32 protein-coding genes are annotated in these 25,797 nt (G+C 33.4%); 14 read left to right on the top strand and 18 right to left on the bottom strand.

Annotation, left to right across the window (positions count from 1 at the left end):
- Positions 1 to 488 precede the first annotated feature (488 nt).
- Positions 489 to 611, top strand: coding sequence for a hypothetical protein (locus BFA01S_RS23485; RefSeq protein WP_268874872.1), 123 nt, complete (start codon positions 489 to 491; stop codon positions 609 to 611).
- A gap of 163 nt (positions 612 to 774) precedes the next feature.
- Here the strand turns inward: BFA01S_RS23485 and BFA01S_RS14070 are convergent, their stop codons facing one another.
- Positions 775 to 984 carry a hypothetical protein gene (locus BFA01S_RS14070; RefSeq protein ID WP_066231692.1) on the bottom strand — a complete coding sequence of 70 codons (210 nt, stop codon included), beginning with the start codon at positions 982 to 984 and terminating at the stop codon, positions 775 to 777.
- Positions 985 to 1,113: 129 nt separating this feature from the next.
- Between BFA01S_RS14070 and kapB the strand changes: the two genes are divergently transcribed.
- Entirely contained in the window at positions 1,114 to 1,494 is a 381-nt protein-coding gene (gene kapB, locus BFA01S_RS14065) for a kinase-associated lipoprotein KapB (protein WP_066231689.1), read from the top strand.
- Between the two features lie 48 nt (positions 1,495 to 1,542).
- Here kapB and kapD read toward each other — a convergent pair whose 3' ends face one another.
- On the bottom strand, positions 1,543 to 2,166 hold the full coding sequence (gene kapD / locus BFA01S_RS14060) for a 3'-5' exonuclease KapD (RefSeq protein WP_082799998.1): 624 nt from the start codon (positions 2,164 to 2,166) through the stop codon (positions 1,543 to 1,545).
- 216 nt (positions 2,167 to 2,382) lie between these two features.
- On the opposite strand from kapD, the gene BFA01S_RS14055 reads away from it, so the two are divergent.
- The 3 genes from BFA01S_RS14055 (at position 2,383) to BFA01S_RS14045 (ending at position 4,937) form a co-directional block, all read left to right on the top strand.
- A complete protein-coding gene (locus tag BFA01S_RS14055) occupies positions 2,383 to 4,242 on the top strand; it encodes a transglycosylase domain-containing protein (protein ID WP_066231686.1) in 1,860 nt (619 codons plus the stop codon).
- A 23-nt stretch (positions 4,243 to 4,265) separates the two neighbouring features.
- On the top strand, positions 4,266 to 4,673 hold the full coding sequence (locus BFA01S_RS14050; protein ID WP_066231683.1) for a thiol-disulfide oxidoreductase DCC family protein: 408 nt from the start codon (positions 4,266 to 4,268) through the stop codon (positions 4,671 to 4,673).
- 93 nt (positions 4,674 to 4,766) lie between these two features.
- On the top strand, positions 4,767 to 4,937 hold the full coding sequence (locus BFA01S_RS14045) for a hypothetical protein (protein ID WP_169800485.1): 171 nt from the start codon (positions 4,767 to 4,769) through the stop codon (positions 4,935 to 4,937).
- Positions 4,938 to 5,022: 85 nt separating this feature from the next.
- Here the strand turns inward: BFA01S_RS14045 and BFA01S_RS14040 are convergent, their stop codons facing one another.
- Both BFA01S_RS14040 and BFA01S_RS14035 read right to left on the bottom strand, forming a co-directional pair.
- Positions 5,023 to 5,580 (bottom strand): DUF5366 family protein, encoded by a 558-nt coding sequence (locus BFA01S_RS14040; RefSeq protein ID WP_066231674.1) that lies wholly within the window; start codon positions 5,578 to 5,580, stop codon positions 5,023 to 5,025.
- Between the two features lie 196 nt (positions 5,581 to 5,776).
- A complete protein-coding gene (locus BFA01S_RS14035) occupies positions 5,777 to 5,980 on the bottom strand; it encodes a hypothetical protein (RefSeq protein WP_066231671.1) in 204 nt (67 codons plus the stop codon).
- Between the two features lie 168 nt (positions 5,981 to 6,148).
- Between BFA01S_RS14035 and BFA01S_RS14030 the strand changes: the two genes are divergently transcribed.
- From BFA01S_RS14030 to mnhG, 7 genes are read left to right on the top strand one after another with little or no spacing between them, the layout of a single operon-like run.
- Entirely contained in the window at positions 6,149 to 8,551 is a 2,403-nt protein-coding gene (locus BFA01S_RS14030) for a Na+/H+ antiporter subunit A (RefSeq protein ID WP_066231668.1), read from the top strand.
- Positions 8,548 to 8,985 carry a Na(+)/H(+) antiporter subunit B gene (locus BFA01S_RS14025; protein ID WP_066231665.1) on the top strand — a complete coding sequence of 146 codons (438 nt, stop codon included), beginning with the start codon at positions 8,548 to 8,550 and terminating at the stop codon, positions 8,983 to 8,985. Before BFA01S_RS14030 ends, BFA01S_RS14025 begins: the two co-directional genes overlap by 4 nt.
- Positions 8,985 to 9,326: a Na(+)/H(+) antiporter subunit C gene (locus BFA01S_RS14020; protein WP_066231662.1), complete on the top strand. Its 342-nt coding sequence runs from the start codon at positions 8,985 to 8,987 to the stop codon at positions 9,324 to 9,326. Before BFA01S_RS14025 ends, BFA01S_RS14020 begins: the two co-directional genes overlap by 1 nt.
- Positions 9,319 to 10,800: a Na+/H+ antiporter subunit D gene (locus BFA01S_RS14015; RefSeq protein WP_066231659.1), complete on the top strand. Its 1,482-nt coding sequence runs from the start codon at positions 9,319 to 9,321 to the stop codon at positions 10,798 to 10,800. The genes BFA01S_RS14020 and BFA01S_RS14015 overlap by 8 nt, the downstream gene beginning before the upstream one ends.
- A 5-nt stretch (positions 10,801 to 10,805) precedes the next feature.
- Entirely contained in the window at positions 10,806 to 11,282 is a 477-nt protein-coding gene (locus tag BFA01S_RS14010) for a Na+/H+ antiporter subunit E (protein ID WP_066231656.1), read from the top strand.
- Positions 11,282 to 11,566: a Na(+)/H(+) antiporter subunit F1 gene (locus tag BFA01S_RS14005; RefSeq protein ID WP_066231653.1), complete on the top strand. Its 285-nt coding sequence runs from the start codon at positions 11,282 to 11,284 to the stop codon at positions 11,564 to 11,566. The genes BFA01S_RS14010 and BFA01S_RS14005 overlap by 1 nt, the downstream gene beginning before the upstream one ends.
- A complete protein-coding gene (mnhG, locus tag BFA01S_RS14000) occupies positions 11,550 to 11,918 on the top strand; it encodes a monovalent cation/H(+) antiporter subunit G (protein ID WP_066231649.1) in 369 nt (122 codons plus the stop codon). Before BFA01S_RS14005 ends, mnhG begins: the two co-directional genes overlap by 17 nt.
- Positions 11,919 to 11,943: 25 nt before the next feature.
- On the opposite strand, the gene BFA01S_RS13995 is transcribed toward mnhG, so the two are convergent.
- The 14 genes from BFA01S_RS13995 to BFA01S_RS13930 all read right to left on the bottom strand — a co-directional run bounded on the left by BFA01S_RS13995 (position 11,944) and on the right by BFA01S_RS13930 (position 24,724).
- The gene (locus tag BFA01S_RS13995; protein ID WP_066231647.1) at positions 11,944 to 12,336 is read right to left on the bottom strand and encodes a hotdog fold thioesterase; all 393 of its coding nucleotides are present in this window, start codon (positions 12,334 to 12,336) and stop codon (positions 11,944 to 11,946) included.
- Entirely contained in the window at positions 12,326 to 13,405 is a 1,080-nt protein-coding gene (locus tag BFA01S_RS13990; RefSeq protein ID WP_066231644.1) for a PQQ-dependent sugar dehydrogenase, read from the bottom strand. Before BFA01S_RS13990 ends, BFA01S_RS13995 begins: the two co-directional genes overlap by 11 nt.
- A gap of 35 nt (positions 13,406 to 13,440) precedes the next feature.
- Positions 13,441 to 14,082, bottom strand: a complete 642-nt coding sequence (locus BFA01S_RS13985) for a response regulator transcription factor (protein ID WP_066231642.1) — start codon at positions 14,080 to 14,082, stop codon at positions 13,441 to 13,443.
- A gap of 200 nt (positions 14,083 to 14,282) precedes the next feature.
- The gene (locus BFA01S_RS13980) at positions 14,283 to 16,592 is read right to left on the bottom strand and encodes a histidine kinase (RefSeq protein WP_066231639.1); all 2,310 of its coding nucleotides are present in this window, start codon (positions 16,590 to 16,592) and stop codon (positions 14,283 to 14,285) included.
- Between the two features lie 271 nt (positions 16,593 to 16,863).
- A complete protein-coding gene (locus tag BFA01S_RS13975) occupies positions 16,864 to 17,004 on the bottom strand; it encodes a DegQ family regulator (RefSeq protein WP_066231628.1) in 141 nt (46 codons plus the stop codon).
- Between the two features lie 273 nt (positions 17,005 to 17,277).
- The gene (locus BFA01S_RS13970; RefSeq protein WP_066231625.1) at positions 17,278 to 17,526 is read right to left on the bottom strand and encodes a YueH family protein; all 249 of its coding nucleotides are present in this window, start codon (positions 17,524 to 17,526) and stop codon (positions 17,278 to 17,280) included.
- 73 nt (positions 17,527 to 17,599) lie between these two features.
- Complete coding sequence (locus tag BFA01S_RS13965) at positions 17,600 to 17,818, bottom strand: spore germination protein (RefSeq protein WP_066231622.1); 219 nt, start codon at positions 17,816 to 17,818, stop codon at positions 17,600 to 17,602.
- Positions 17,819 to 17,962: 144 nt separating this feature from the next.
- The gene (locus BFA01S_RS13960) at positions 17,963 to 19,075 is read right to left on the bottom strand and encodes an AI-2E family transporter (protein WP_066231619.1); all 1,113 of its coding nucleotides are present in this window, start codon (positions 19,073 to 19,075) and stop codon (positions 17,963 to 17,965) included.
- A gap of 178 nt (positions 19,076 to 19,253) precedes the next feature.
- A complete protein-coding gene (locus BFA01S_RS13955; protein ID WP_066231699.1) occupies positions 19,254 to 20,603 on the bottom strand; it encodes a hemolysin family protein in 1,350 nt (449 codons plus the stop codon).
- A 69-nt stretch (positions 20,604 to 20,672) separates the two neighbouring features.
- Positions 20,673 to 21,344 carry a zinc metallopeptidase gene (locus BFA01S_RS13950; protein WP_066231696.1) on the bottom strand — a complete coding sequence of 224 codons (672 nt, stop codon included), beginning with the start codon at positions 21,342 to 21,344 and terminating at the stop codon, positions 20,673 to 20,675.
- A gap of 30 nt (positions 21,345 to 21,374) precedes the next feature.
- Positions 21,375 to 21,788 (bottom strand): MerR family transcriptional regulator, encoded by a 414-nt coding sequence (locus BFA01S_RS23480; RefSeq protein ID WP_082799997.1) that lies wholly within the window; start codon positions 21,786 to 21,788, stop codon positions 21,375 to 21,377.
- A gap of 153 nt (positions 21,789 to 21,941) precedes the next feature.
- Positions 21,942 to 22,472 carry an HD domain-containing protein gene (locus BFA01S_RS13940; RefSeq protein WP_066231612.1) on the bottom strand — a complete coding sequence of 177 codons (531 nt, stop codon included), beginning with the start codon at positions 22,470 to 22,472 and terminating at the stop codon, positions 21,942 to 21,944.
- A gap of 185 nt (positions 22,473 to 22,657) precedes the next feature.
- Positions 22,658 to 23,941, bottom strand: coding sequence for an ATP-binding protein (locus tag BFA01S_RS13935; RefSeq protein WP_066231609.1), 1,284 nt, complete (start codon positions 23,939 to 23,941; stop codon positions 22,658 to 22,660).
- 186 nt (positions 23,942 to 24,127) lie between these two features.
- Positions 24,128 to 24,724, bottom strand: coding sequence for a sulfite oxidase-like oxidoreductase (locus BFA01S_RS13930; RefSeq protein WP_066231606.1), 597 nt, complete (start codon positions 24,722 to 24,724; stop codon positions 24,128 to 24,130).
- Positions 24,725 to 24,859: 135 nt separating this feature from the next.
- Here BFA01S_RS13930 and BFA01S_RS13925 point away from each other — a divergent pair, with 135 nt between their 5' ends.
- Together BFA01S_RS13925 and BFA01S_RS22460 are read left to right on the top strand one after the other, a co-directional pair.
- Entirely contained in the window at positions 24,860 to 25,453 is a 594-nt protein-coding gene (locus BFA01S_RS13925; protein WP_066231596.1) for a biotin transporter BioY, read from the top strand.
- A 174-nt stretch (positions 25,454 to 25,627) separates the two neighbouring features.
- On the top strand, positions 25,628 to 25,768 hold the full coding sequence (locus tag BFA01S_RS22460; RefSeq protein ID WP_156483710.1) for a hypothetical protein: 141 nt from the start codon (positions 25,628 to 25,630) through the stop codon (positions 25,766 to 25,768).
- Positions 25,769 to 25,797 lie beyond the last annotated feature (29 nt).

The raw sequence follows: 25,797 nt of genomic DNA, 5'->3' as shown, positions 1-25,797 counted from the left end.
TTACTGCCCGTTAAGGCTGGGATAAATAGTAATTTTTTATAGTAACCTCTCCGTTGCAAAACTGGCAGCAGAGAGGTTTTTTATATTTTATCCTCCTGGCTTCCTGCACATATCCTCGTTTTTCATAAAATAGAACAAAAAGTTATAGACATAAATAGTCATGATTTTCATTATCATTCCATAAAAATAACTGCGTTTTCTAAACGACGAAAAATTATGATGCATATGAAAAAATGGGGTTATTATTTTAAATTGTAATTTAAATACAATTTATTATATGACAAAGTTCCTCTCGTCTATGTCGAAACTTGTGCCTCATTAACCTTTGAATTAGTAAAAAGGTTTTTATTATAATAATAAACGGGTGGACGGCATGCGTGGCTGTCAATGTATTTGGCGTAGGTGGGGCCAATACAAAATTTACATGTTTAACAGTTTGATAGTTTGGAAATAAGAAATATAAGAAAAAATTACAGGAGGATAATACAGTGTTAAAAGAAAAAAAATTAACTTTATCTGATTTTATTAATAAGGACCGCTTTGAATTAAATTCTTATTTAACCTATTTATCACAAATAACAGAAAGTAAGACTTCTGTTTCAAAAAGATAAATTTTGTTTGAAAATAGTGTTATTCACAATCAAACATATAGTTTAAACACAAAATATTCCTTCACAAGTAGAAAAAGGATTCTACGGAATTTTACATATAAAATAAAACTAACCATTAAATAAGGTTTTCAAGTATCTCTCTTAATGGTTAGTTGAACGAAATTCATTTTTGATTTGATTTATTTTCTGCTTCCATACGTCTTATAAGCTCATCTGTTTTCTGTTGTTCTTTTTTTGACAATCTAATAATTAGACGGAAAGTTACATATGCGGCAATCCCACAGATAAGCATCATAATTCCAGCAGGAATGTATTCTGATTTATCCTGTGGAAAGTACAAAAATAACCCAAGTGTATTGATTAACTCATTCATGGTTATTCACAACCTTTCTTCCACTCATACTATAACAATTTTTGATACATTCGACCAGTTTTAAACATAATATTCATGGTAAACTATTGTAATAGTATTTAATTCACACTTTAAGAAGGGATGAATACAATGGAAGAGCAGCAAATTGGGGATATTGTAACTGCGCATTACCGGACGGGGAAATATATAGGAGAGGTTACAGCAGTAAATCCAGCTCATTATGTCGTTCAAATAAAGGCTGTTTTAAAACATCCGGAGCAAGGTGATTTACATTCGCCAAAAGAGGTAGATGTACCATTCTTTCATGAAAGACGGGCATTAGCATTTAATGAGCGGGCGAATATTGTTAAACAAATGGTGAAGCCTTATGCTGGAGCAATACCAAATTATAAGGACTCCCTTACCGATTCACTTGGCACTCTTAGAGAGGAGCTTCAAAGAAACGGTGATACATGGTCCAATCGCTCATTAGAGAACTTAAAACAATTAGAAATCGAGTATAATCGCTGAAAAATTAAAAGTATAATAAAGACTGTCCAATTAAGCGGAACAGTCTTTTTACGTTGCATATTTTTTAAATATTTTATTCAAATCGATTCTATCTCCAATTGTCGTTGGTGTTGGCTTTTCTAAATATTGTTTATCTTTTTCAACAAGCTTAAAAAGATTATATGTTGTTAAAGCATCGTCTAGCGCCCGATGATGTTTTCCAGTTCCCTTCTTTCCATACTCCTCAACAGCCTTCCATAACCCAGTTTGATTACTATCACCGAAAAACTTTTTATACTCCATTGATAAGTCACGGAATTTCCCAGTCAGCGGAAAAGGAACATTTTGCTTTTGGCAATTATGCCTCAGTACTTTCATATCCATATTTCCCCATGTAATAACTGTATTTGGCATCCCTTTATCATATTTTTTTAATAAATCAATTAACTCATGAAAGTCCATCCCCTCATCCACCTTTTCTTGTGAAATATGAAGAAACTTCTTACATCTGTCACTTAATATAGGAAACTGTATCGGTTTAATAAAAGACGAAAACTCACTTTCAATTTCTTTATTAATAACAGAAACTATCCCTACTTCTATTATCTCTGGGTAAAACCCTTTTGGATTGTTTTTTCCTTCTGGCATTGTGAATTCAAAGTCAAGAAATAATAGATGATCGTCCTTATTCAATTTTCATCCCTCCTTTATTATTTTTTTTACTATTATTATATCATCGCAGCGCTTAAATTAGCTTCATTTTATGAAAAATAGGGATTTATCTCATGTCCATTTTTTATAATATCATTTGAATATAATTATCATTTTCCAATGCTTACAAATTTAAGAATACCATGTTACTATTAGTTAAAAAGATACCATGTTATAAATGAAAGAAGGTGATCGCTTTTGAGGCCATTTTTCGGATGGTTTTTTATAATTATTTTAGCTCCAGTTCTTATTTACATAGGTATGATTGCCGGAGAAGAAGCTAATAATGTCAAAGCTCTTGATACAGTATTAGATGAAAAAATCCCAATTAGTAAAATTCAATTAGCAAGAAATAGTTATATTTATGATCAAAAGGGAAATTTAATCTCAGAAGTTATTTCAGAGCAGGAAAATAGAATCGTTGTCTCATATGACAATGTACCGGAAGAGATAAAACAGCTTTATCTCGTTTCGGAAGATCAGCATTTTTTTGAACATATTGGATTTGATGCAGCCGGGATGTTGAGAGCAGTTTTTACAAATATTAAACACCAGTCTATTGAACAAGGCGGAAGCACAATTACTCAACAATTAGCAAGAAATGTTTTTTTATCTCATGAGCAGACATATAACCGGAAGCTTAGTGAATTGCTATATTCCTATCAATTAGAGAGAACATGGACGAAAGAAGAAATTTTCGAAACATATCTGAACTCTATTTACTACAGCAATGGGGTATATGGTATTGCAACAGCAGCAACATATTATTTTGGCAAGGAATTAAAAGAACTTAATTTAGCTGAAATGGCCTTTATAAGCTCTATTCCAAATAATCCAACAGTTTATAATCCTTTGCAGCACTTTGAAAATACTAAATCCCGTCAGGAATTATTGCTTTTAAAATTACATGAAAATGAGCTTCTTTCTAAAGAAGACTATGAGAAAGAAATAAAAGCTCCAATTAAACTTAATGTTCGTGGGCAAATCGACCATTATCCTGATTATGTAACATATGTCCATGATGAATTAAACGAGCTCATCGCACAAAAGGAAGGCTATTCTAAAAAAATAAATGAAGCAAATGAAGAAAATAGACCCGCAATCAAAAAACAGCTGAATGAGAGAATAAATCAAATAACCCGCAATGGAATTATTATTCATACTGCCCTAGATCCTTCCATCCAGCAAAAAGTAACAAAAGCAATTAATTCAAGACTGCCCTATGAAAGTCTTCAAGGTTCAGCGATCGTTATAGATCACAAGTCTCATAAAATTGTAGCTTTATCAGGCGGGAAAAATTACAAAAAATTTGATTTTAACCGTGCCTATCAATCCTATCATCAGCCAGGATCGGCTATAAAGCCACTGCTTGATTACGCCCCATATATCGATACGACAGGAGCAACTGTTAACAGCATGATTGATGCCGGAAAGTTCTGTAAAGGGATATATTGTCCGAAAAACTACTCTGGAAAAAACTATGGACATGTCACATTAGAAACAGCATTGAAAAATTCTTATAATACTCCTGCCGTTCGAATGTTAAATAACGTAGGAATTGAAAAAGCCTTTTCTTATTTAAAACCGTTCAATTTCGATAAAACCGTAAAAGCTGATTATGGGTTACCAGCTGCAATCGGCGGCTTCACTTATGGAATGTCACCACTGGAATTAACAAGTGCATATACGGCATTTGCAAATGGCGGAAACTTTTACGATAACCATGCAATTATAAAAGTAACTGATTTACAAGGTAATACATTATACGAATGGGAAGAAAAACCGGTAAGAGTGTGGAAAGAATCAACAAATGACCAAATGCGTCATTTATTAGCTTCCGTTGTATCCAGCGGAACTGGTAAAAGAGCTGCATTTTCAGCTCCTTATATTGGTGGAAAAACAGGAACTTCCAATGACTACAATGATCTTTGGTTCGTTGGTTTAACTGATAAATATACTGCAGGTGTCTGGGTAGGTAAAGATAAAAAAGGATCAGTGAGAGGTATTTACAGTTCAGGAATACATCTGCAACTTTGGAAACAAGTTATTAATAACTGAAGCAGGCACGGGGAGTGAGCATAATGAATGAATCAGAGCATCCTATTATTTTATTTGATGGCGAATGCCAATTTTGTGACCGTACTGCCAACTTCATTATTAAGTACGACAAACGGGCATATTTTCGTTTTGCTTCACTCCAATCATCTGCCGGTCAAAAGCTATTAAAGAAATTCGGTCTGCCGACAGATGATTTCTCAAGCTTTGTTTATGTAAATAAGGAATCATATTATACAAAATCAACAGCGGCTCTACTCGTTTCCAAAGGTCTTGGAAAACAATTCCGTATTCTTTATTATCTTATTATTATTCCACGACCACTGCGTGATATTTTGTATCAATTTATCGCTAAAAACAGGTATAAATGGTTTGGCAAGAAAGAAGAATGCACTATCCCCTCTCCTGAAATTAGAAAACGTTTTTTAAAGTAAAAAAGGAAGCCTCACAATGATTTGAGGCTGCCTTTACAACTATGTATAAAGCATTTATATATAGATCCTACTTATTTTTTTCAACATAAGAAGTTGAGGCAGTTTATTATTTCCGACAGGGCTTTACAGCAAGACTTTGTTGATTTTTGGCTTATCCATTTGCAAGCAGAGCTTGCTAATGCTTTTCAGCGGGAGCTGAAAAGTGCTCAAATTTCTAAAAAGGAGAAGAAAAGCTCGCTTTTCTCTCCCTTTTTAGAAATTTGAGCGAGATGAGCCAAAAATCGAGCACTATACTAAGTTTTATTGAACATATGTCGGAATATTAATTTGGGTTTATATAGTTCTTCAATTAAACTGGTAAACTTGCTATGAGACTATTATACAATCTAAAGAATAAATAAAGCGTTCCAAGCATAAAGCTAAACCAAAATAATACATGAAGCAGTACTAATCCAATTAATGAAAGAGATGTTAATGATGAATTGAACTTGTAAACGATAAAGATAAAATAACTAACAGTTGCAAGCAGAAATAGTGCAACAATTCCTAATTGATACTGGATCGATAGAAAAGATACTAATCCGCCGATAAGATAGATTGTTGAACCACTTCTTATTTTCGTTAAATTCTCCCCTGCTACATCTTTTGAAAAAAACAGCAAAGAGAGTTCTGTTATCGTATTTGCAATTAATTTAAGAGCTGAAAACACCATGAAGTATAATAATGCAAATAAAGAAAATATTGCTGCTTTTATTCCATTCTCTGAGAAAAACTCTAACATTCCACTATACATTCCAAACATTTTTAAATAATCAATAACGATAATAACTGTTGAAATGGACAGTGACGTACTGAACAGAATAATTGATATAAGCGGAAAATAACTCGTCAAGTATGTATTTTTCATTTATTTTATTTCCTTTTCAACTTAATTCTCCACCATTATGAATGACAATGATGTATTTGACAAGAAGTAAATGGAAATTTAAGCCGAAATACTTATTTTAGGTCCTTATTTTTGAATTCAAATAATCAGACCGACCCTACAAATTAATCATTTATACCTCTTATTTTAATGACAGTAGCAGAGTCAAAACATTATGCTAACGATTTTTCACAATTCGAATATATTCCCTTGGCTGAAAAGGTTCCTTTTGAAAAACAGTTGAAATAGTTTCAGCAACTATCTTTTCTTCATCTGCTTGCTTTATTTGAAGGTCTAAGAACATGGCGCTTCCAAATAAAGTGAGAAATATCGCTCCCCCAATAATGCTTTTTCTTATTTTGATAGAAATCACCTCATTCATAAACATGCTCTTTTGAAATTTAAAATATACAATTATTAAAAAATTTGTTATGCTTTTTATGTTCATATGAACTTGAAACGTTCATTTTTAACTATCTTTTTCATAAAATCTAATGTGAGAAGAATAATAATCGGATATGATATGAAAAGCTTTTTAGGAGGTTCTTGTATGACATTGCTGCACTTGGCGATTTTGTTCCCTTTCTTATTCGCTATCTTCATTCCATTCCTGTATAAATATTTCCGTAACATCCATACAGGATGGTTTGTCCTCATTTTGCCCATTGCTTTATTTACATACTTCAGTCAATTTATTAAAACGACAATGAGTGGCAAAACAGTTATAGAAACAATGAACTGGATTCCATCTTTAGGTATTAACTTTACCGCTTATATAGATGGACTAAGTTTATTATTCGCATTGCTTATTACTGGAATAGGGTCTCTAGTGATTCTTTATTCCATTTATTATTTATCAAAAGAAAAAGAAAAATTAAATCATTTCTATGTATATTTACTCCTGTTTATGGGCGCAATGCTCGGAGTTGTTTTATCGGATAATTTAATTGTTCTTTATACATTTTGGGAATTAACATCCTTGTCCTCCTTTTTACTAATCGGTTATTGGTATACACGTGAAAAATCACGTTATGGTGCACAAAAATCTATGTTAATTACAATTTTCGGCGGGCTTGCGATGCTTGGTGGATTCATCATGCTGTATATGATGACGGGATCTTACAGCGTGAGGGAAATTATTACGGCTGTTGCTGAAATTTCAACCGATGGACTTTTCGTTCCCGCATTAATTTTTATTCTGCTCGGAGCATTTACAAAATCAGCACAATTCCCATTTTATATTTGGCTGCCTGATGCAATGGAAGCTCCGACACCTGTAAGTGCTTATTTACACTCTGCCACGATGGTAAAAGCAGGTATATATTTAGTTGCGAGACTAAGTCCTGTATTCGCCATTTCTCCTGAGTGGTTTTGGCTAGTATCCTTATTTGGAATATTTACGATGTTTTGGGGATCTTTCAACGCTGTGAAACAGACTGATTTAAAAGCGATTTTAGCTTTTTCTACTGTGAGTCAGCTCGGAATGATTATGTCACTGCTCGGTATCGGTGCTGCCGCATTACATATTGATTCAATGAATGACAGCTATTTTACAATTGCGACACTTGCAGCTATTTTTCATTTAATTAATCATGCAACATTTAAAGGAAGCCTCTTTATGGTTGCCGGTATTGTAGATCATGAAACCGGGACACGTGATATTAGAAAGCTCGGTGGACTGATGAGCTTTATGCCGATTACTTTCACGATTTCCATTATCGGGGCATTTTCAATGGCAGGGCTGCCGCCATTTAACGGATTTTTGAGTAAGGAAATGTTTTTTACTGGAGTACTGCGTGTTGCTGAAATGAATATTTTCAATTTAGAAACTTTGGGAATATTATTCCTGATATTCGCATGGGTCGGAAGTATTTTCACTTTCATTTACAGTATGGTTCTTGTATTCAAAACATTTACGGGAAAATACCAGCCTGAAAAATTAGAAAAAAAACCGCATGAAGCACCGATTGGAATGTTAATTTCACCAATCATTTTAGCTTCACTCGTCATTATTTTCTTCTTTTTCCCTAACATATTATCGCTGTCTATTATTGACCCAGCGATGCAGTCAATCATCCCTTCACTCATTGGTGAAAATGGATATTTTGACATTGAGATAAGCCACTGGCATGGATGGTCACCGGAATTATTTATGACAATTGGTGTTGTAATTATCGGTACAATCGGATTTTTATCATTAGCGAAGTGGAGAAAAATTTATAATCTCCATCCTAAAAAACTGACATTAAACAAAGCATATGATACATCTCTTATTGCTCTTGACCGGTCTTCTTCGCGCTTCACGAAATTTTATATGACTGGCTTTATTAGGGACTATCTCATTTATATTTTTGCTTTTTTCATCATCATTTTAGGAACAACAATAATTATAAAGGACGCCTTTTCCTTCTCGCTGAAAGGAGCAGCACCAATTGGACTATATGAAGTAATATTGGCGGCTGTTATGGCAATTGGTACGATTACAACAATATTTGCAAAATCAAGGCTGACAGCAATTATTGCACTCGGTTCTGTCGGCTACTCGCTCGCATTATTTTTCGTCTTATTCCGGGCTCCGGACCTTGCGCTGACACAATTAATTGTAGAAACAGTTTCTGTCGCTCTATACTTGCTCTGCTTCTACTTCTTACCTGAATTAAAGAAAAAAGATAAGAAAGTATCATTTAAATTGACAAACTTCATCATCGCACTTGGGGTCGGAACGATTGTAACATTAATTGCTTTGTCAGCTAATAGTGAGCGAGCATCACAAACGATATCCGCTTTCTTCATTGAAAACAGCTATACATTAGCAGGCGGCAAAAATATGGTTAATGTCATTCTCGTCGATTTTAGAGGATTTGATACATTATTTGAAATTACGGTTCTCGGTATTGCAGCACTTGGAATATACAGCATGATTAAACTTCGTGTAAAGGAGGAAGAAAAATGAACAAAAAAAATATAAAAGTAAATGATCTCATTTTCCAGACTGTTACAAAGATCGTTGTGTTCATTATTATCCTTTACTCATTACATTTGTTCTTTTCCGGACATTATACACCCGGAGGAGGCTTTGTCGGAGGACTTATGACTTCATCGGCTCTTGTTCTTCTTTTACTGGCATACGATGTAAAAACAGTGAAGAATATTTTACCTTTTAATTATATAAATATTGCAGCATCCGGCCTGCTCATCGCAGTTCTTACGGGACTGGGCTCTTTATTTTTTAAAGTTCCTTTTCTCACGCACAGCTTTAAGTACGTGGACCTTCCATTATTAGGCGAGACTTCATTAGCTACTGCTGTACTATTTGACTTAGCTGTATATTTAGTTGTCATTGGTGTAACTATGACGATTATCCAAACGATTGGGGAGACGGAATAATGGAAGTATTAATGTCAATTCTCGTTGGAATATTATTTATGGCTGCTGTCTATTTGATGCTCTCACGCAGTTTACTTAGAATTATTCTCGGAACCGGTTTACTAAGTCATGGTGCCCATCTTCTTATTTTAACGATGGGCGGACTAAAAACTGGGGCGGCGCCGCTACTTGGTGAACATGCAAAATTTTATACAGATCCATTACCGCAGGCACTTATTTTAACAGCTATCGTTATAAGCTTTGGGGTTACATCTTTTTTCCTTGTATTAGCTTATCGTGCTTATCAGGAACTTCGTACAGATGATATGGATCAATTAAGGGGCAAAGATCACTATGAATAACTTAATTATCTTACCGCTCGTCATACCATTGCTTGCCGGGATCATATTAATTTTCTTTCATAAAAAGATTAAAGCTCAGAAAATAATCAGCTTCATTGCCTCGGTTCTTTTTATCATTATCGCATCAGCGGTTGTACAAAATGTACATTTGAATGGTATCCAGACACTTGAAATAGGAAGCTGGAGAGCACCATACGGGATTATATTTGTTGCTGATATGTACTCAAGCTTACTCGTACTCACAACGAGTATTATCGGTCTTACCTCCCTTCTATTTGCTTTCTCTACGACAACAGCAAAAAGGGGAAACTTTTATTTTTATCCAAGTATTCAATTTTTATTAGCCGGGGTAACTGGGGCATTTTTAACTGGAGATATTTTCAATTTATTTGTGTTCTTTGAAGTAATGCTCATGTCTTCCTATGTCTTAATTGTCCTTGGAAGTGAGAAAGCTCAACTGAGGGAATCAATCAAATATATTTTAGTAAATATTATCTCATCAGCACTTTTCGTTATTACAGTTGCTTATTTATATGCTGTAACTGGCACATTAAATATGGCTGACTTAAGCGAAAAGATAGCAGCTACGGGACAGACTGGCTTACTGACAGTTATTGCGATTCTTTTCTTAATCGTATTCGGTCTAAAAGGAGCAATTTTCCCTTTATTCTTTTGGCTTCCCGGTTCATATGAAGCACCGCCGGCCGCTATAAAAGCTCTTTTTGGGGCATTATTAACAAAAGTAGGAGTTTACTCTATTACGAGGGTATATACACTTCTATTCTATCATGATACTGGTTTTACTCATGAAATTTTAGCATGGCTCTCAGCACTTACAATTATTTTTGGTGCAATCGGGGCAATTGCCTATTCTAATATAACAAAAATTATTATTTACAATATCATTACAGCTGTAGGTGTTATTTTATTCGGTGTTGCAGCATTTACAGAAGCTTCTGTGGAAGGATCAATTTACTATTTAATTCATGATATGATTATTAAAGCCGCATTATTTTTCCTTGTTGGCACTGTTATTGCCATTACCGGAACAAGTCATTTACGTAAGTTCAGTGGACTCATAAAACCTTATCCGCTGCTTGGCTGGCTATTCTTTGTCGCTGCTATTTCTCTTGCTGGAATTCCTCCATTAAGCGGATTTATCGGTAAATTAAAAATCGTTCAAGGCGGCTTTGAAGCAGGACAGTTTACAATTGCAGTCATCGTCCTCTTATCGAGCTTGCTCGTCTTATATTCGGTTATGAAAATATTTATTAATGGTTTTTGGGGAGAACAAAGGAAAGAACAGGAATTAAGAAAGATTCCAATTAATAGACTATTATTTCCGACTGTTATTTTAATTGTCCTTTCGATCGTTTATGGATTAGGTGTCGAAAGCATTTCCCCTTATGTTTCTCAAGCTGCAGAGGGTCTGCTTAATCCATCAATATATATAGAAGCCGTATTGAAGGAGTAGTGTATATGGCATTTCAAATTTTATTAAATGTAATTTTAGCATGGATTTGGATGTTCTTATCAAGTGATTATTCAACTATTGCATTTTTCAAAGGTTATTTCTTTGGATTGCTTATTATCTTTGTTTTAAGACGATTTTTTCATAAGAGAATTTACATTTTAAGTATCATTGCAATTTTGAAACTTCTATGGATCTTTTTTATTGAGCTAATAAAAGCAAATATAGATGTTTTAAAAGTAATTTTTTCTCCTACATCAAAAGTGAAACCTGGTATTTTTTCATTGGAAACAAGCTTAACAGAAGGATGGGAAATCACATTATTATCCAATCTAATTACATTGACACCTGGTACACTCGTTATTGATATATCAGATGATAATAAAACATTGTATATTCATGCGATTAATATTGAGAATGTAGAACAGACAAAGCAGGATATTAAAAATACGTTTGAAAAAGCGATTAAGGAGGTGAGTCATTGATGTTCACCTTCATTATGACTCTATCTCTGTTCATCATTGCCGTATCTACAGCACTGTATCTGTACCGATTAATAAAAGGTCCTTCCACACCTGACCGTGTCATCGCTTTAGATGCAATCGGCATAAATTTAATCGGAATAACAGCTGTTACATTAATCGTCCTTAATACAAACGCTTTTGTTGAGGTTATCTTATTAATTAGTATATTAGCTTTCATCGGCACAGTAGCATTTGCGAAATTTTTGGAGAAAGGAGAAATTGTTGAAAATGATCGAGATCAGTAAATTTATCGTCGGTTATCTCATTCTCCAAGGAGCAATACTCAGCTTAATTGCTGCAATTGGTGTTATTAAATTACCTGATCCTTACACTCGGAATCATGCGGCATCAAAAAATGCCACACTCGGAATTATGAGTATATTGATAGGCGTATTTCTCTACTTTTATTTCATTCATGGTGAAGTAAATTCAAGAATTTTACTTGCTATTCTCTTTATTTTCATTACAGCCCCGGTTGCTGGACATTTAATTAGCAGAGCGGCATATAATTCAGGAGTGCCTCTATGGAAGAATAGTGTGCAGGATGATTTAAAAGAAGCTAAAGAGGGAAAAATCGAAAATAGAAGCACAGACTAGATAAATGTCTGTGCTTCTATTCATTCTATAACTTCTTTTTCAAAACAGCTATCGTACATCTCGAAATACAAATTAAATCCTCTTGTTCATCGACTATTTTTATTTCCCAAACCATTGTCGTTTTTCCAACATGAACTGGTTTTGCATGTGCTGTAACAATACCCTCTTTTTTAGAGCGAATATGGTTTGCATTTATTTCTAATCCAACACAAATCTCGTTTTCCTGATCAATAAAATGAAAAGACCCTACACTTGCAGCAGTTTCCGCTAATGCAACAGATGCACCGCCATGTAATATTCCGAACGGCTGATGTGTTCTGGAGTCAACAGGCATTGTCGCTATAACTCCTTCATCATCCATTTTTAAAATTTGAATACCTAATGCCTCAAGTAATGTATCTTTTGAATTAATATCCATTTTCTCCCTCCTGTATGTTAAACTTTATGAGCTGATCATCATTAGGAGACGGCTTGCCTCTACCGTCAAGATTACTTGTAATAGCATAAAGAATTCCATCTTCAATAAGAACATCTCTCATTCTTCCATATCCCGATATCAGCTTCCTGCTTTCACCAGTTTCAATATCAAAGGACATAACAGCACTTCCTGCCAGTGCTGCAATATATAATCTCCCTTTATCGTAACCTATTCCAGAAGGTGCCCATGTTTGATTATCTGTATGGTAATAAGGAGTTTCCATTCCCATTTTTTGTTCATCTCCTTCAATAATCGGCCATCCATAATTTTTACCCTTTTTAATATAGTTAATTTCATCATGTGCACTTTGTCCATGCTCTGTACTGAATAAGCGGCCGCTCTCATCCCAGACTAATCCTTGCGGGTTACGATGTCCATATGAATAAACATAAGAGTCTATGAAAGGATTATCTTTAGGAATACTCCCATCAAGCTCCATCCTTAATATTTTTCCAGCAAGAGAATTTTTATTTTGAGCGAGCTCTGGTTCTAACGCATCACCAGTTGTTATGTAAAGCTTTTTATCAGGACCAATTTTCACTCTGCCTCCATTATGAAAGCGAGCCCCTGGAATATTATCAAGAAGTACCTCTTCCTCAATCCATTTATTATCTTCTAATTTTATTTTAATGAGGCGATTTTTAATCCTTCCATTATTCAAATATGTATGATAAACGGCCATCTCATTATTCACAGAAAAATTAGGTAATAAAGCTATTCCTAATAATCCCCCTTCACCTTCGATATGAATTTGCTCTTTCAAATACAAGCTTTGTTCATTTCTTTTCCCACTGGTCATATCCCATTGGACGATTTTTCCTTCTCTCTCACTTATAAAGAAAGTATTATCTGTTTTTGCGATTGACCAAGGAATGTTCAGTTGCTGGAGCATGCTTTCACTATTTGTCTTTCCCGTTTGGACTTCAAGTGAAGACGGAGTTTCTTCTTTATTTACCGAACAGCCAATTAACAGAATGAATATGAGAATAGGACAGATTATTTTATACAAATTAAAACACCTCATTTTAATTTATCGTACTGCATTTAATCAATAAATCCTTCTGATTTCGCAATAAGGACAGCCTCCATGCGGGAACGGACATTTAATTTTGTATAAATGGATGTTAAGCTATACTCAATTGACCGTTTACTTAAATGTAAGTAATCTGCAATCTCCTGATTTGTCATTCCTTTCTCCACTTCCTGCAAGACAACTTTTTCCCGTTCATTTAGTAATTCTGTTTTCCTCTTTGATTTCCCTGTCTCCAATTTTTTATGTGAAATTAATTCATGCAAATAATCAAAGGGAATAATAACTTCTCCTTCCATTACACATTTTATATAGGAAAGGAGTCTCTTTGACGGTTCTGTTTTGCTAATAATTCCGTAGATTCCAATCCTGATTGCCTCTTCCCAATAGTCTTCTACATCATAGCCTGTATATAGAATAATTTTGCACTCTTTGTTTTGATTTATAATTGTCTTTGAAAGCTCTATACCATTCATTTCACCTAAATTTAAATCCATTAAAATAATATCAAATTGTTTCAAATCAATCTTTTCGATCTGCTCTATTGTGTAAGGAGGATTCAAACATTCAACTTTAATCTCCTTATCTGTTTCTAATATTGCTTTTGTTCCCTCACGAACGGAAGGGTGATCATCAACAATCAAAATACATATCATATAAATATACCTCCAACAAAGATCACGTATAAATATGTTGAAAAAAGGATGTCCGATAATTCTCTAAATAAATCATATAAAATAACTTCGGCTGGAAGGCCCATCATCAAATCCTTTAATTTTACCGAAATTCCATAACAGGGTCTTTAAGCAGGATGTCCCCAAAGGGTTATTTTTTTACCCTTTGGGGACATCTTCAACTAAATCTCTATATCTACTTTAAAACCTTTATCTTCAGACGTTTCAATCTTCATTACACCATTCAGTGCTTTCACTCTTTCACTGATACCTGATAAACCCATACCCTTTGTGTTAAGGTAGAGCTCTTCTTCATTAACACCATCTCCATCATCTTCATAATGGAGGATAATTTTCCCTTTTATACATACTAACATAATTAATACATTCTCTGCATATGAGTACTTATGCGCATTTGTAAGAAGCTCCTGGATTATCCGATAAATATTTAACTGGACATCAAGATCAAGATTAACTTGGAAATTACCTGTATTTAAACGAATATCAAAGCTGACAAATTCCTGATATTGTCCCACAAGCTTATTTAAAGCTTTAATTAAACCTAAATCATAGAGTAATTGGGGACGCAGCTCTTGGCATGTTTCTCTTGTCGTCTTTATTATATCTGTCATTTTGCTATTCATTTCCTCAAGTCTTTGTGTAATAGCTAAAGGAATATCTTCTTGAGCTGCCAGCGCGCACTCACACTGCCTTTTGAGAGAAACAAGATCCTGCAGAACGGAATCATGTAAATCTTTAGCTAAATTTGAACGTTGTTTCTCTTCAAGAGAAAATAAAAGCTTCGTTAACCAGGATGGATTTGTACCCTCCTTTTCTATTTTTTGCAAGTGTACCATTAACTCCTCTATTTTAAGGAAATTTTCAAGTGAAACATTCGTATAAAATGATAATGTCTGCAGCCATGAAATCTCATCTCTTGTTAATCTTGGTGTATTTAATATTGATAAGCAAAGAAGAATATATGTACGCTCCTTTGTTTCTCCAATATTAATAATAAATCCCCTGTCTAATTCCACAATCTTACCGATCACTGAAGCTGTTTCCTTCATTTTCTCCTCATAAGGAATGTAATCACTTTGCACCGCATTGACATCTAAAGATACTATATTTTTCTCTTTATCAATCTCAATAAAATAAGCTCTGCTGACTAAAAGAACGTCCGTTATAACTCTTTTCAACTCAGAGATTACCTGTTCGAGATTACTTGCTTTTCTAATACTTTGCGTATATTTCAAAACACTTCCCTGATAATTATATTTCTCAGAAAACCTCTTTAGACGGAATCTAAAATCTAATATTTCCTTAATATAAAAAATAACGAGCAGAAAGAAAAAGATAAATAAAAATTGTTTAATTATTAAAAAAGCAGAATTCGAATTTTTCATAAAATGCAGCACAGCAACAATGATGAAGGTTGGAATAACCGCTAATAATGAATAATATTTTAATCTTCCTAATAAAAATTCAATATCATATATTTTAGTTGATATAAATTGGTGAATTAAAGAAAGAGGAATTAATAAAAGAAAAGCAGCTAATACTATTGGTGGGAATACATACTCCCCCCAAAATATATAAGGCACTACAAAAAAAATAGTGAATGGCAGAAATGCTGCAATATTCGAAATAAGCAATATTCGAATCATATATCTTTGTTCACTATAATTAACTTTTCTTAATCCTTTCAGCTTTAAATAAATTATAACGATAATTAATAGGAAAAAGGAAAATAGATTATATGTTTTTATAAATACAATTGATATAAATAATAAATCACGTATGAACTCTATAAGAATATTGGAACAAGCAATAAAATAAGAAAAGGAAAGATAACTTTTACTAAACCAAAGCTTTTCTACTTCCTTAAAATATTGATAAATAAAATGAAGATAAAGAACCGGAGCTATTAAAAATAAAGATAAATTAACATATCTGCCAAATTCATCTCCACGGGCAGACATTCCTCCGCTTAAATAAGCTAATGCTAGTGCCAGCAGAAAACAATTGAGCAGAAAAGCAGATTTCAATTGTAAATTTTTATTTATTTTATACGTCCTATAAATTAAATGGCTGCAAAACAAACAAAGTATAAAAACTACTGTCGGAATAACTAACTGAAAAAGAGATTGGCTGTCAAGCCCACTAAATTCTCTAATTTCAAATTCCTTTATTATACCTTTCCTCTCGATAACAAAACTTTCAGCTTGCTCAAGTCTTCTATGTTTTACAACCTGTTTATGTTCCAAAGGGGAGCGGCCATTAATACTTATGATTTGGTCCCCTTCCTGTAAATCAATAGAGGCACCAAAAGCATTTTCATCAATCTCTGAAATAATTATCTTATGTTCAGAATCAATTGTTACTATAACACCAATGTATTGATTCATTGATGTAGAAACAATAAAGTATACAGCTAAAATAATACTAATAAGTACAGTCAGTAAATAAATGCGATTAAATTTTAATATCATGTTGACACCTTTATATGATAAATGTATAAATAGCCATTTTAAAAATAAAAATGACTACCTCAGTAAAGTAAAGCTTCAATTAATAACTCTTCTTTATCTCTTTATATTTATATTACTATAACTAATCAATGTTTAGTAGTAAACAAACAAGATATTTTACATATAATGGTGAAATCATTAAAAAGCAGAACATTATAAAATATGTATAATGTTCTCTATATTTAAAACTTTTCAAACAAAAAAAGACTTATCATATAGAGATTAAGTCTTTTTAAGATATATTTATAAATGTATATTTATCATACTTATCAATACTTTTGTTAATCTTTTGAAGTAATTCTTTTGTTTCTTTTATTTCCTTTTCAAGTTTTGCCAGTTTTTCGGTCATTTCTTCTATTTGTTGAAGATTCACCGTTCCCACGCTCCTTAATCAAGCCAGACAAATTAAATTGTCCTATTCAAAATTGTAACTTAATATAAGGAGAATTTCGCCGAAAATAAAATAAGAGAATCATTGCGCGAAACCGCAAAAACCGCAAAAATCCTTAATATCCGTCACTAAGAAAACGTTTACATAATTTTAATATGTAATTTCATAAAATACAAGTAAAATTTCCTGATATTTTTTATTTCAAACAAAAAATCTGACTATCCATTTCTTACTGGAAAGCCAGACTCACTTTACTTACATTTCCGCAGTCCATTGCACAATCTTTTCTGCAAGCTGTTCTGCATCTTCTTTATCGATCTTTTTTTCAAAAGATTGAGTAAGACGAGATCTTAAACTACTTCTTTCTTCCTCATATTTAACTGTCATCGACCATTCAAGTTCAGGAATAGCAACTAGGCTGTACTCCTCCTTTTTATTCTCATAAATATAGACATTTGATAACAATTGATTATGTACATTCATATTTGCTTTACGAATTTTCACTTTATCTGCTCCATTTCCATATTAAATACCTGACCATCCTCTATTTCATGAGGACAATCAGGTACAATATTTTCTATTTATTTATTATTTGATTTTGATCGATTACATCATTATCGTAAAAATTTGAAATGCTGAATAAACTTTCTTCATATAAAAAATCACCAGTATTTAAAACACCTGCACCAAATGTACTCTTATCAACACTTTTAGGTGCTAGAATAAAGGTATCTCCAACACTAAAAATTCCATCAGAAAGATTTGTAAATTCTACTCCACCGACAAAAGCTGGCATTTGTTTTCCTCCTGTACTTTTCTCACTGAAAAAGGAAGGAGCTTATTTTTGTAATAAAAAACTATGTGCTCATTCCTCATTTACAGTTATACTACCGTCATCTTCTTTAGAATATGCAAGTAATAAAGTATAGGTTAATAACTATTATTCAACCGTTTCTTCAGTTAAATCTTCTTTATATCTCTTTCTTAAACTTATTAAGCGGATAACATTTAATACAACAGCTTTTAACATTGCATAAGTAGGTACAGCTAATATCATTCCAAAAATTCCACCGAAGCTTCCTGCACCGATAAGCAGTAAAATAATTGTTAATGGGTGTGTATTTAATCGTTTCCCGATAATTAATGGAGATAAAAAATTTCCGTCAATTTGCTGTACAATAGTCACTACTAATGCCGCCAATAAAGCCTTTGTCGGCGAATCTAATAAACCAATAATAACAGCCGGTGCCGCACCAATAAATGGACCTAAATAAGGAATAATATTTGCAACTGCAACGACAATTCCAAGTATAAGAGCATATTTGAGGCCAATAATTGTATAGCCGATAAAGCAGCCAAGCCCCACTGCTGAACAAACGATAAGTTGACCTTGAATATATGCAGACAATGTATCATTTAAATCCTTTAAAACTTTCAAACCTTCTTTTCTATATGCTACAGGTAATATTTTTACAGTTAGCTGAGGAAATCTTTCTCCATCTTTTAACATATAAAATAAAATAAAGGGCACAGTTATAGCTGTTAATGTAATGTTTGTAACAACTCCTAAAACCGCTGATAAACTTGATGTAATATGCTCTGGTAAACTTGTTGCAAAACCAGTTAAATTTTCCTCAATTTTTTCAAAAGATACATAGTCTTGTTCCATCACCCAACGGAACCATGTAGTTTCTGAAAGACCCATTATATATTGACTTATTTCCCTTACATATCTAGGAAAGTTATTAAATAAATCTGTCACCTGACTCGAAATAATCGGACCTAAAAAACCAATAACGGCCGAAACAATACCGATAAATATAAGGTATGGAATTAAAATCGCCAATGTACGGGGCACTTTACCTCTTTCCAATAGTTTAACAACAGGTTTAAAAATAAAGAATAAAATACCCGCTATTAAAATGGGAAGAAACAAAGTAGAAACGAATACAATGATTGGTTCAAATAAAAATGAAACTTTAGTTCCAACGAACACAATAAGCAGCATTAGCAAGATTTGTAATGTCCAAAAATGAACTTTTGATTTGAGCACGTAATTTCCTCCTGATTATAACTATATAAATAGCTCTGTTTGCAAATCTTCTATGTAAAATGTAAACATTTGAGATTTATGTGTATATTTCCATAACAATCATACTAATTTTTTATAAATTAAGTCAAATAAGAGAGCTGTCTCGTTTTATATTTTGAGACAGCTCTCTATTCATTTTCTAATCAATTTTTGATTGTTCCAGTATCTCTTCCGCTCTAATAATTTCAATGGAGCGAATAAGATGGCCTTCAATGTCTGTAACCTTAAATGTGTATCCAGCATAATTGAGTACATCGCCTTTTTGGACATCAATATCCTGAGTTAATACCCAGCCGCCGATCGTATCAATATCTGTATCATCTATATCAAGGGTTAGTAAATTATTAATCTCAGAAATTAATACTTTTCCATCGACAATATAATGCTCATCACTTTTTCTTTGAATATCAGGTACTTCATCATGATCAAATTCATCACGAATTTCCCCTACTATTTCCTCGATAATATCTTCCACTGTCACAAGTCCGGCAGTTCCGCCATATTCATCGACAAGAATAGCAATATGAACTCTTTCCTTTTGCATTTTAATTAATAAATCATGAATAGGAATAGATTCGATTACTTGAATGATTGGACGGATATACTTTTCAAGCGTTGCGTTCTTCCGCTCTTCTTCTGATAAATCATATAAATCAGTAAAAACTTCCTTAACATTAATCATACCCATTACATGGTCTTTATCTCCATTAACAACAGGATAACGTGTATACTTTTCATTGCTCATTAAATCTAAATTTTCTTGAAATGATTTTTCAATCGATACGGTAGCAATTTCTGTTCTCGGTACCATAATTTCTTTCGCAATTCGATCATCAAATTCAAAAATTCGATCAACATACTTGAACTCCGATTGATTAATTTCTCCACTTTTATAGCTTTCTGAAAGAATAATTCTAAGCTCTTCTTCTGTATGTGCCAGCTCATGTTCCGATGCTGGCTTTAACCCAAACATTCGAATAAGCACTCTTGAAGATCCGTTTAACACCCAAATAAACGGGAACAGAACTTTATAGAATAGAATAATTGGTTTAGAAAACAGCAAAGCAATTGTTTCTGCTTTTTGAATTGCCAATGTTTTAGGTGCTAATTCCCCGACAACAACATGTAGGAATGTAACAACACTAAAAGCTATTGCAATGGATAGAATATGTGTAAGTGAACTATTTAAATGGAGTCCCTCAAAAACCGGATGAAGAATCTTTCCGACTGTTGGTTCTCCAAGCCACCCTAATCCTAAAGCTGTTATTGTAATTCCAAGCTGACAAGCAGATAAATATTCATCTAAATTCGTTGTTACTGTTTTCGCAGCTAAAGCTGATTTCTTTCCTTCTACGATAAGTTGATCAATCCTTGAACTTCTTACTCTAATGATCGCGAATTCAGTTGCTACGAAAAATGCTGTTAAAGCAATTAATAAAGCAACTAGTATTAAATTTATGGCTATGTCCAAAATATGAGACTGACCCATCTGCGGCCCCTTTTCAACCACTACAATTGAATCAGCCTCAGTCACCTCCTAATAAATTAAAATGAAAATCTATTCATCATTTCTTCCTTGGAAGAAAATCATTACAAACTTTAATAATTCAAATAATGCCATCAGCGCTGCTGCAACATATGTTAATGCTGCTGCACCTAAAACTTTATTCACCCCACGCTCTTCATCATTACGGATGATTCCTTCTGCGACAATAAGACGCTTCGCACGAGAGCTTGCGTTAAATTCAACCGGCAATGTAATGAGCTGGAATGCTACAGCAAATGAGAATAAAATAATTCCTAGTCCAATTAAATTCAATTGTCCGAGTAATAAACCGCCAATTAGCATAAATGGCGCAATACCAGATGTTAAATTAACAACCGGAAACATTTTATGTCTGAGTACTAATGCTCCGTAAGACTCCTTATGCTGAATTGCATGCCCGACCTCGTGAGCAGCTACTGAAATAGAAGCAATAGAATGTCCATAATATACTGGCTCTGACAACCGGACTACTCTTGAAACAGGATCATAATGATCTGTCAATGTCCCTCTGACAGCCTCAACAGGTATATCATACAATCCATTTCCGTCTAAAATTTGTCTTGCTACTTCTGCCCCTGTCTTATGGGAGGATGCCTCCACTTCAGACCATTTATTAAAATTACCTTTCACTTTAAACTGCGCCCAGAGTGATAAACCGAAAGCAGCAAAAATTAAAAAGTCCATTGGATGGAAAAACACTTTTCCATTCCTCCTTTAATTAATAAGAATCATAAGCGACTGAATCAGTGCCATTGATTGCGGCGATATTTGCTTTGAAATTTCAAGCTTTGAATGCTCATTTAATTGTTCAAAAATTGGTTTAAGATCTTTAATTTCAACTTCAAGCCGCTCCATATGTTTTCTCAATAGTTCTGCCTGCTTAAAACAAATTTCTTCTTCATTAGTTATAGCATCTTCACGTCTGCGCAATTCTAGTCGCTCTTTTATATCAACTAAGCACATATTCAATTTTTTACATTTTTCTATGAACTGTATATCTCTAAAAGCTTCTTCTGAATAAAGACGGTAATTGGATGCTGACGTTTCCGCTACAAGCAGTAAGCCTATTTTTGTATAATAATCAATTGTACGCTTAGAAACCTCTGCTTTTCTTGCTAGCTCGCCAATTTTATATAACGATGCCCCATTTTATCACCCCGTCTTTTTTTATATCCTTATTTTATATTTTTTAAACCGTACAGTCAAACGTGATGGTTTGACAGTTTAAAAAGGCAGTTTAACATATGGCTGAAAGCAACATGTTAAACTGCCCTGATTATTTTAAACCGTTTTTTTAAAATCCAGCAAATCATCCTCGATCTTCTTGTCCAAAATACAAATTTTCTGAAATGCCAGCTCTTTATTTATTTTCCTGTAATGATGTCTTCCACCTGGTTCCTCATCCAGCTCATCAGCTTGTTTAACAACTCTTTGGAGTGGATTTTGCTTAATTGTTGCTTCAGGTAAATAGGAATCTGTATGAAGTAAAATTGCAAGTGCGATTTTCTTAGCATCACGGGGATCTTCTCCCAGCCTAATGAGCAATTTATGCGCTCTTTCTGCCCCTTTAATCGCGTGAATATCGTTTTCTCTATATTGTTCGTAATCCCATTCCCCATTTTTATACCATTCATAATGCCCAATATCATGCAGTAATCCCGCTTTTGCTGCTAAATCTGGATTTACGCCGCTTTTTAATGCTAAGGAATATGCATAATTGGCAACTGAAATAGCATGTGACATGCCTGAGCGTTTCAAATACTTTTGTGTAATCGGATGAGTAAAAAGATCAATCAATGTGACATTCCGCATCGCTATCCCTCCCGATTAAATATATTCTGATTAACTTACCATATTTTATTTAAATACTCAATACCTTTGTCTTTTCTTATAATAAAAAACTGCCTTTTAAGAGAATAATGAATCCCCTTCTGTTCATTATATGCTTTAAATGAACGTTGGCTGACATTTTCTCTTAGGCAGTTTTTTTATATTTTTTAAAATGGAATAAACACACTAAATTTCGTAGACATTTTCTCTGACTTCAAATGGATTGTTCCACCGTAGCTTTCAACAACTTGCTTAATAATAAATAATCCTTCCCCTCTCGGATTTCCGACTCTCTCTTCCTTCGTAGAAAAGCCGCTCTCAAAGATTTTCATCTGCAGATCGGGCGGAATAATTGGACCGATATTTTCGACTATGAAAGTATAGCTGGATGGCGAAGAATGGATTTCAATTTTAATAAAACGTTCTTTTTCCGGAAAATTTAATGTAGCATCAAACGCATTATCAATTAAATTAGATAAAATCTTAATTAAATCTTTAGATTTTACCTTATTAAAGTCACTTTCATCAACAAATAAATGTATATCCACCTTTTCGTTTTGCGCTCTTACCCATTTTGCTTGAAGGAGAATAAAAAGTGCTGGGTTATTCACTTTCACTGGTAATTCAATTGTTTCAATTTCACTCGTTAAAGAGGTGACGTACTCAAATGCCCGTTCTTGTCTTCCGATTTTTAATAGACCCTGAATAACCTGAATATGGTTAATAAAATCATGACGTATACTTCTTAATGTATGAAGCATAGCGTTAAACTCAACTTGATATGTAACCTCTGTATCATCTACCTGTATATTTATTTCTTTTCGTACCCATTTTTGAATAAACACAAATAATCCAAACGATAGAACAACAAATAGGCCGTTAAAAATAAAAACCGGTATACTTTTAGAAAGAACTTCTTCTGTAATATCATTAACATTATTAGTGCTAATATCTACTGCTAATATACCAAGATAGTCATTGTTTTTATTATAAATCGGTACTCCTGCTGTTATATAAGCCCCATATTTTTTATCATCAATTATATCCGTATAAAAAGGCCGGCCTTCTATTAGAGCTGGTATATACTTACTTGGAATGATGCAATATTCTCCAATAGAGATTTCCTCCCCTTTTGCCGAAAATCCTGAAATCATAACACGGGCTTTATTTTCTTCATCAGCGACTAATGTATATACATGCAGAACATTATAATATTCCCGTGCATCATTAAACTCGCTTCTAATTTTATAATAAGTATCGGAAGGATGCCTATTTTCCATAAACTCTTCATATGCTGCTGTATCAAATCTTGTTAAAATCGAAGAAGCCACTTCTTTCCCTTTATTAGCAACTGTCATTTCTACTGTTTCTACAGTATTATAATAAGTTACATACAAATTAAGAGATGTCAACAGGAGGAGAAAAGCAATTACGGAGACGATGACTATCAACTTTTTCCCTCTTCTAATTTTAATATTCAGTCACCTCTCATTCTGAATCTATAAACATATTATTACATCGTTTGACAAATTTTGCGAACTTTTTCTTTGAAAAATAATGAATATTTGATTAATCGCTCTAATTTAAATTATAAAAGAAAGTAAGAGACCTCTCCTTTACTTCTTCATAACTAGATTTTAATCCCAAGAAAACCTCTCTGATAACCATGGGTTACCGACCATATGGTATCCATTTCTTTCCCAAAATCCTGGATGATTATGTTCAGTAAATTGAATGCCTCGAAGCCATTTTGCACTTTTCCAAAAATAAAGATGAGGAAATACAGCTCTCAGAGGATAACCATGTTCCGGTGTTAAAGGTTCATCATTGTAGGAATGAGCCAGAATACTAGATTCCTTTAAGAAATCTTCAATGGATAGATTTGTTGTCCATCCTTCTTCAGCATATAAGATAACAAATTTGGCATTTGGCATTATCCCTGCCAGTTTAGCAATTTCAGCCGTTTGTATTCCTTCCCAATCCATATCTAATTTTGACCATCCTGTTACACAATGAATATCATTTCTCAATTTCGTTTGCGGCAGCTTCATTAAAGTTGCAAAGTCCAAAAGCTGTGGATTTTCTACTAGACCGTAAATTTGTAAGTTCCATTTTGATAAATCATCATAATAAGGAATATTTCCCGCATGTAACACTGGAAATGTTGTTGTTACATTTTGATTCGGCGGTATCCTTCCCGAACTGTCTTTTCTTTTTTGTTTTCCAAAATACATTTATCCCACCCCTTTTGTTAACTGTAATATAAAATTTGTTGACATATATTTATGTTTACATTAATATTTTCATATCAAACAGACAAAAGATATAAAACTTACAGAAGTTTCACTTTACCTAAAGGAGAATTTAAAATGAAAAAAAGTTTTCGAACATATGATTTAATACTTGTTAGCATGTTTGCTGCACTAATGGCTATTGGCGCAAATATAACATCATGGGCACCATTTTTGCAAATTGCAGGCGTTCCGCTATCTATGCAGCCATTTTTCTGTATTCTCGCAGGTCTTCTATTAGGTAGTAGACTTGGAGCCTTATCTATGGTTGTTTATGCCCTTATTGGTATTGCAGGTGCTCCTGTATTTGCTCAATTTAGTGCCGGTATAGGAATTATTTTTAAAAGCACCGGCGGATTTGTCTTATCTTATATTATTGCAGCATTCATTGCAGGTCTAATTATCGAAAGAAAAACTGAGCCAAAACTCTCTTCTTTTTTATTAGCATCCTTTATAGGAATTGCACTCATTTATATTATCGGAACATCTTATATGTGGTTAGCTTCAAATTTATGGCTTGAGGTTCCTCTTTCATATAGCAGTGCTTGGCTCATTATGTCATGGTTTATCGTTAAAGACGCTGCCTTTACAATCATTGGTGCCCTGCTGGCTCCAAAAATCTATCATGCTGTTTGGAAAGCAACAGGCTTCGGAAGAAAGCGTACTGCTTAAACCTTCTTACTTAGAACAGAGCTGTTAATAAAGCTCTGTTTTTTTGACATTATTTCATAAATATTAAATTCTTTACAAAAATTACATAAAGTTGTTGAAAAATCCGACATTTTTCGATAAAATACTTCATAATACTATTATTTTCCTAGTTATTATTTATAGAGGTGAGTAAAATTGACTACTAAATTATTAAAAAAATATTTCCTAAATGAACTTGAAAGAGAAAATCTTGAAAAACAGCTTCTGGAAAGATTCCCGGAACTTAGTGAAAAGATTTTTCAAATGGACGATGTAGAATTATTAGAACAAAGATAGGGCTGTCTAATAAGTCCCTAATAAGTTTT

This window comes from Metabacillus fastidiosus NBRC 101226 (assembly GCF_001591625.1).
GTDB lineage: Bacteria > Bacillota > Bacilli > Bacillales > Bacillaceae > Metabacillus > Metabacillus fastidiosus.
Note: the sequence above shows the minus strand (reverse complement) of the source record. Positions and strands in the feature narration are given on the sequence as shown.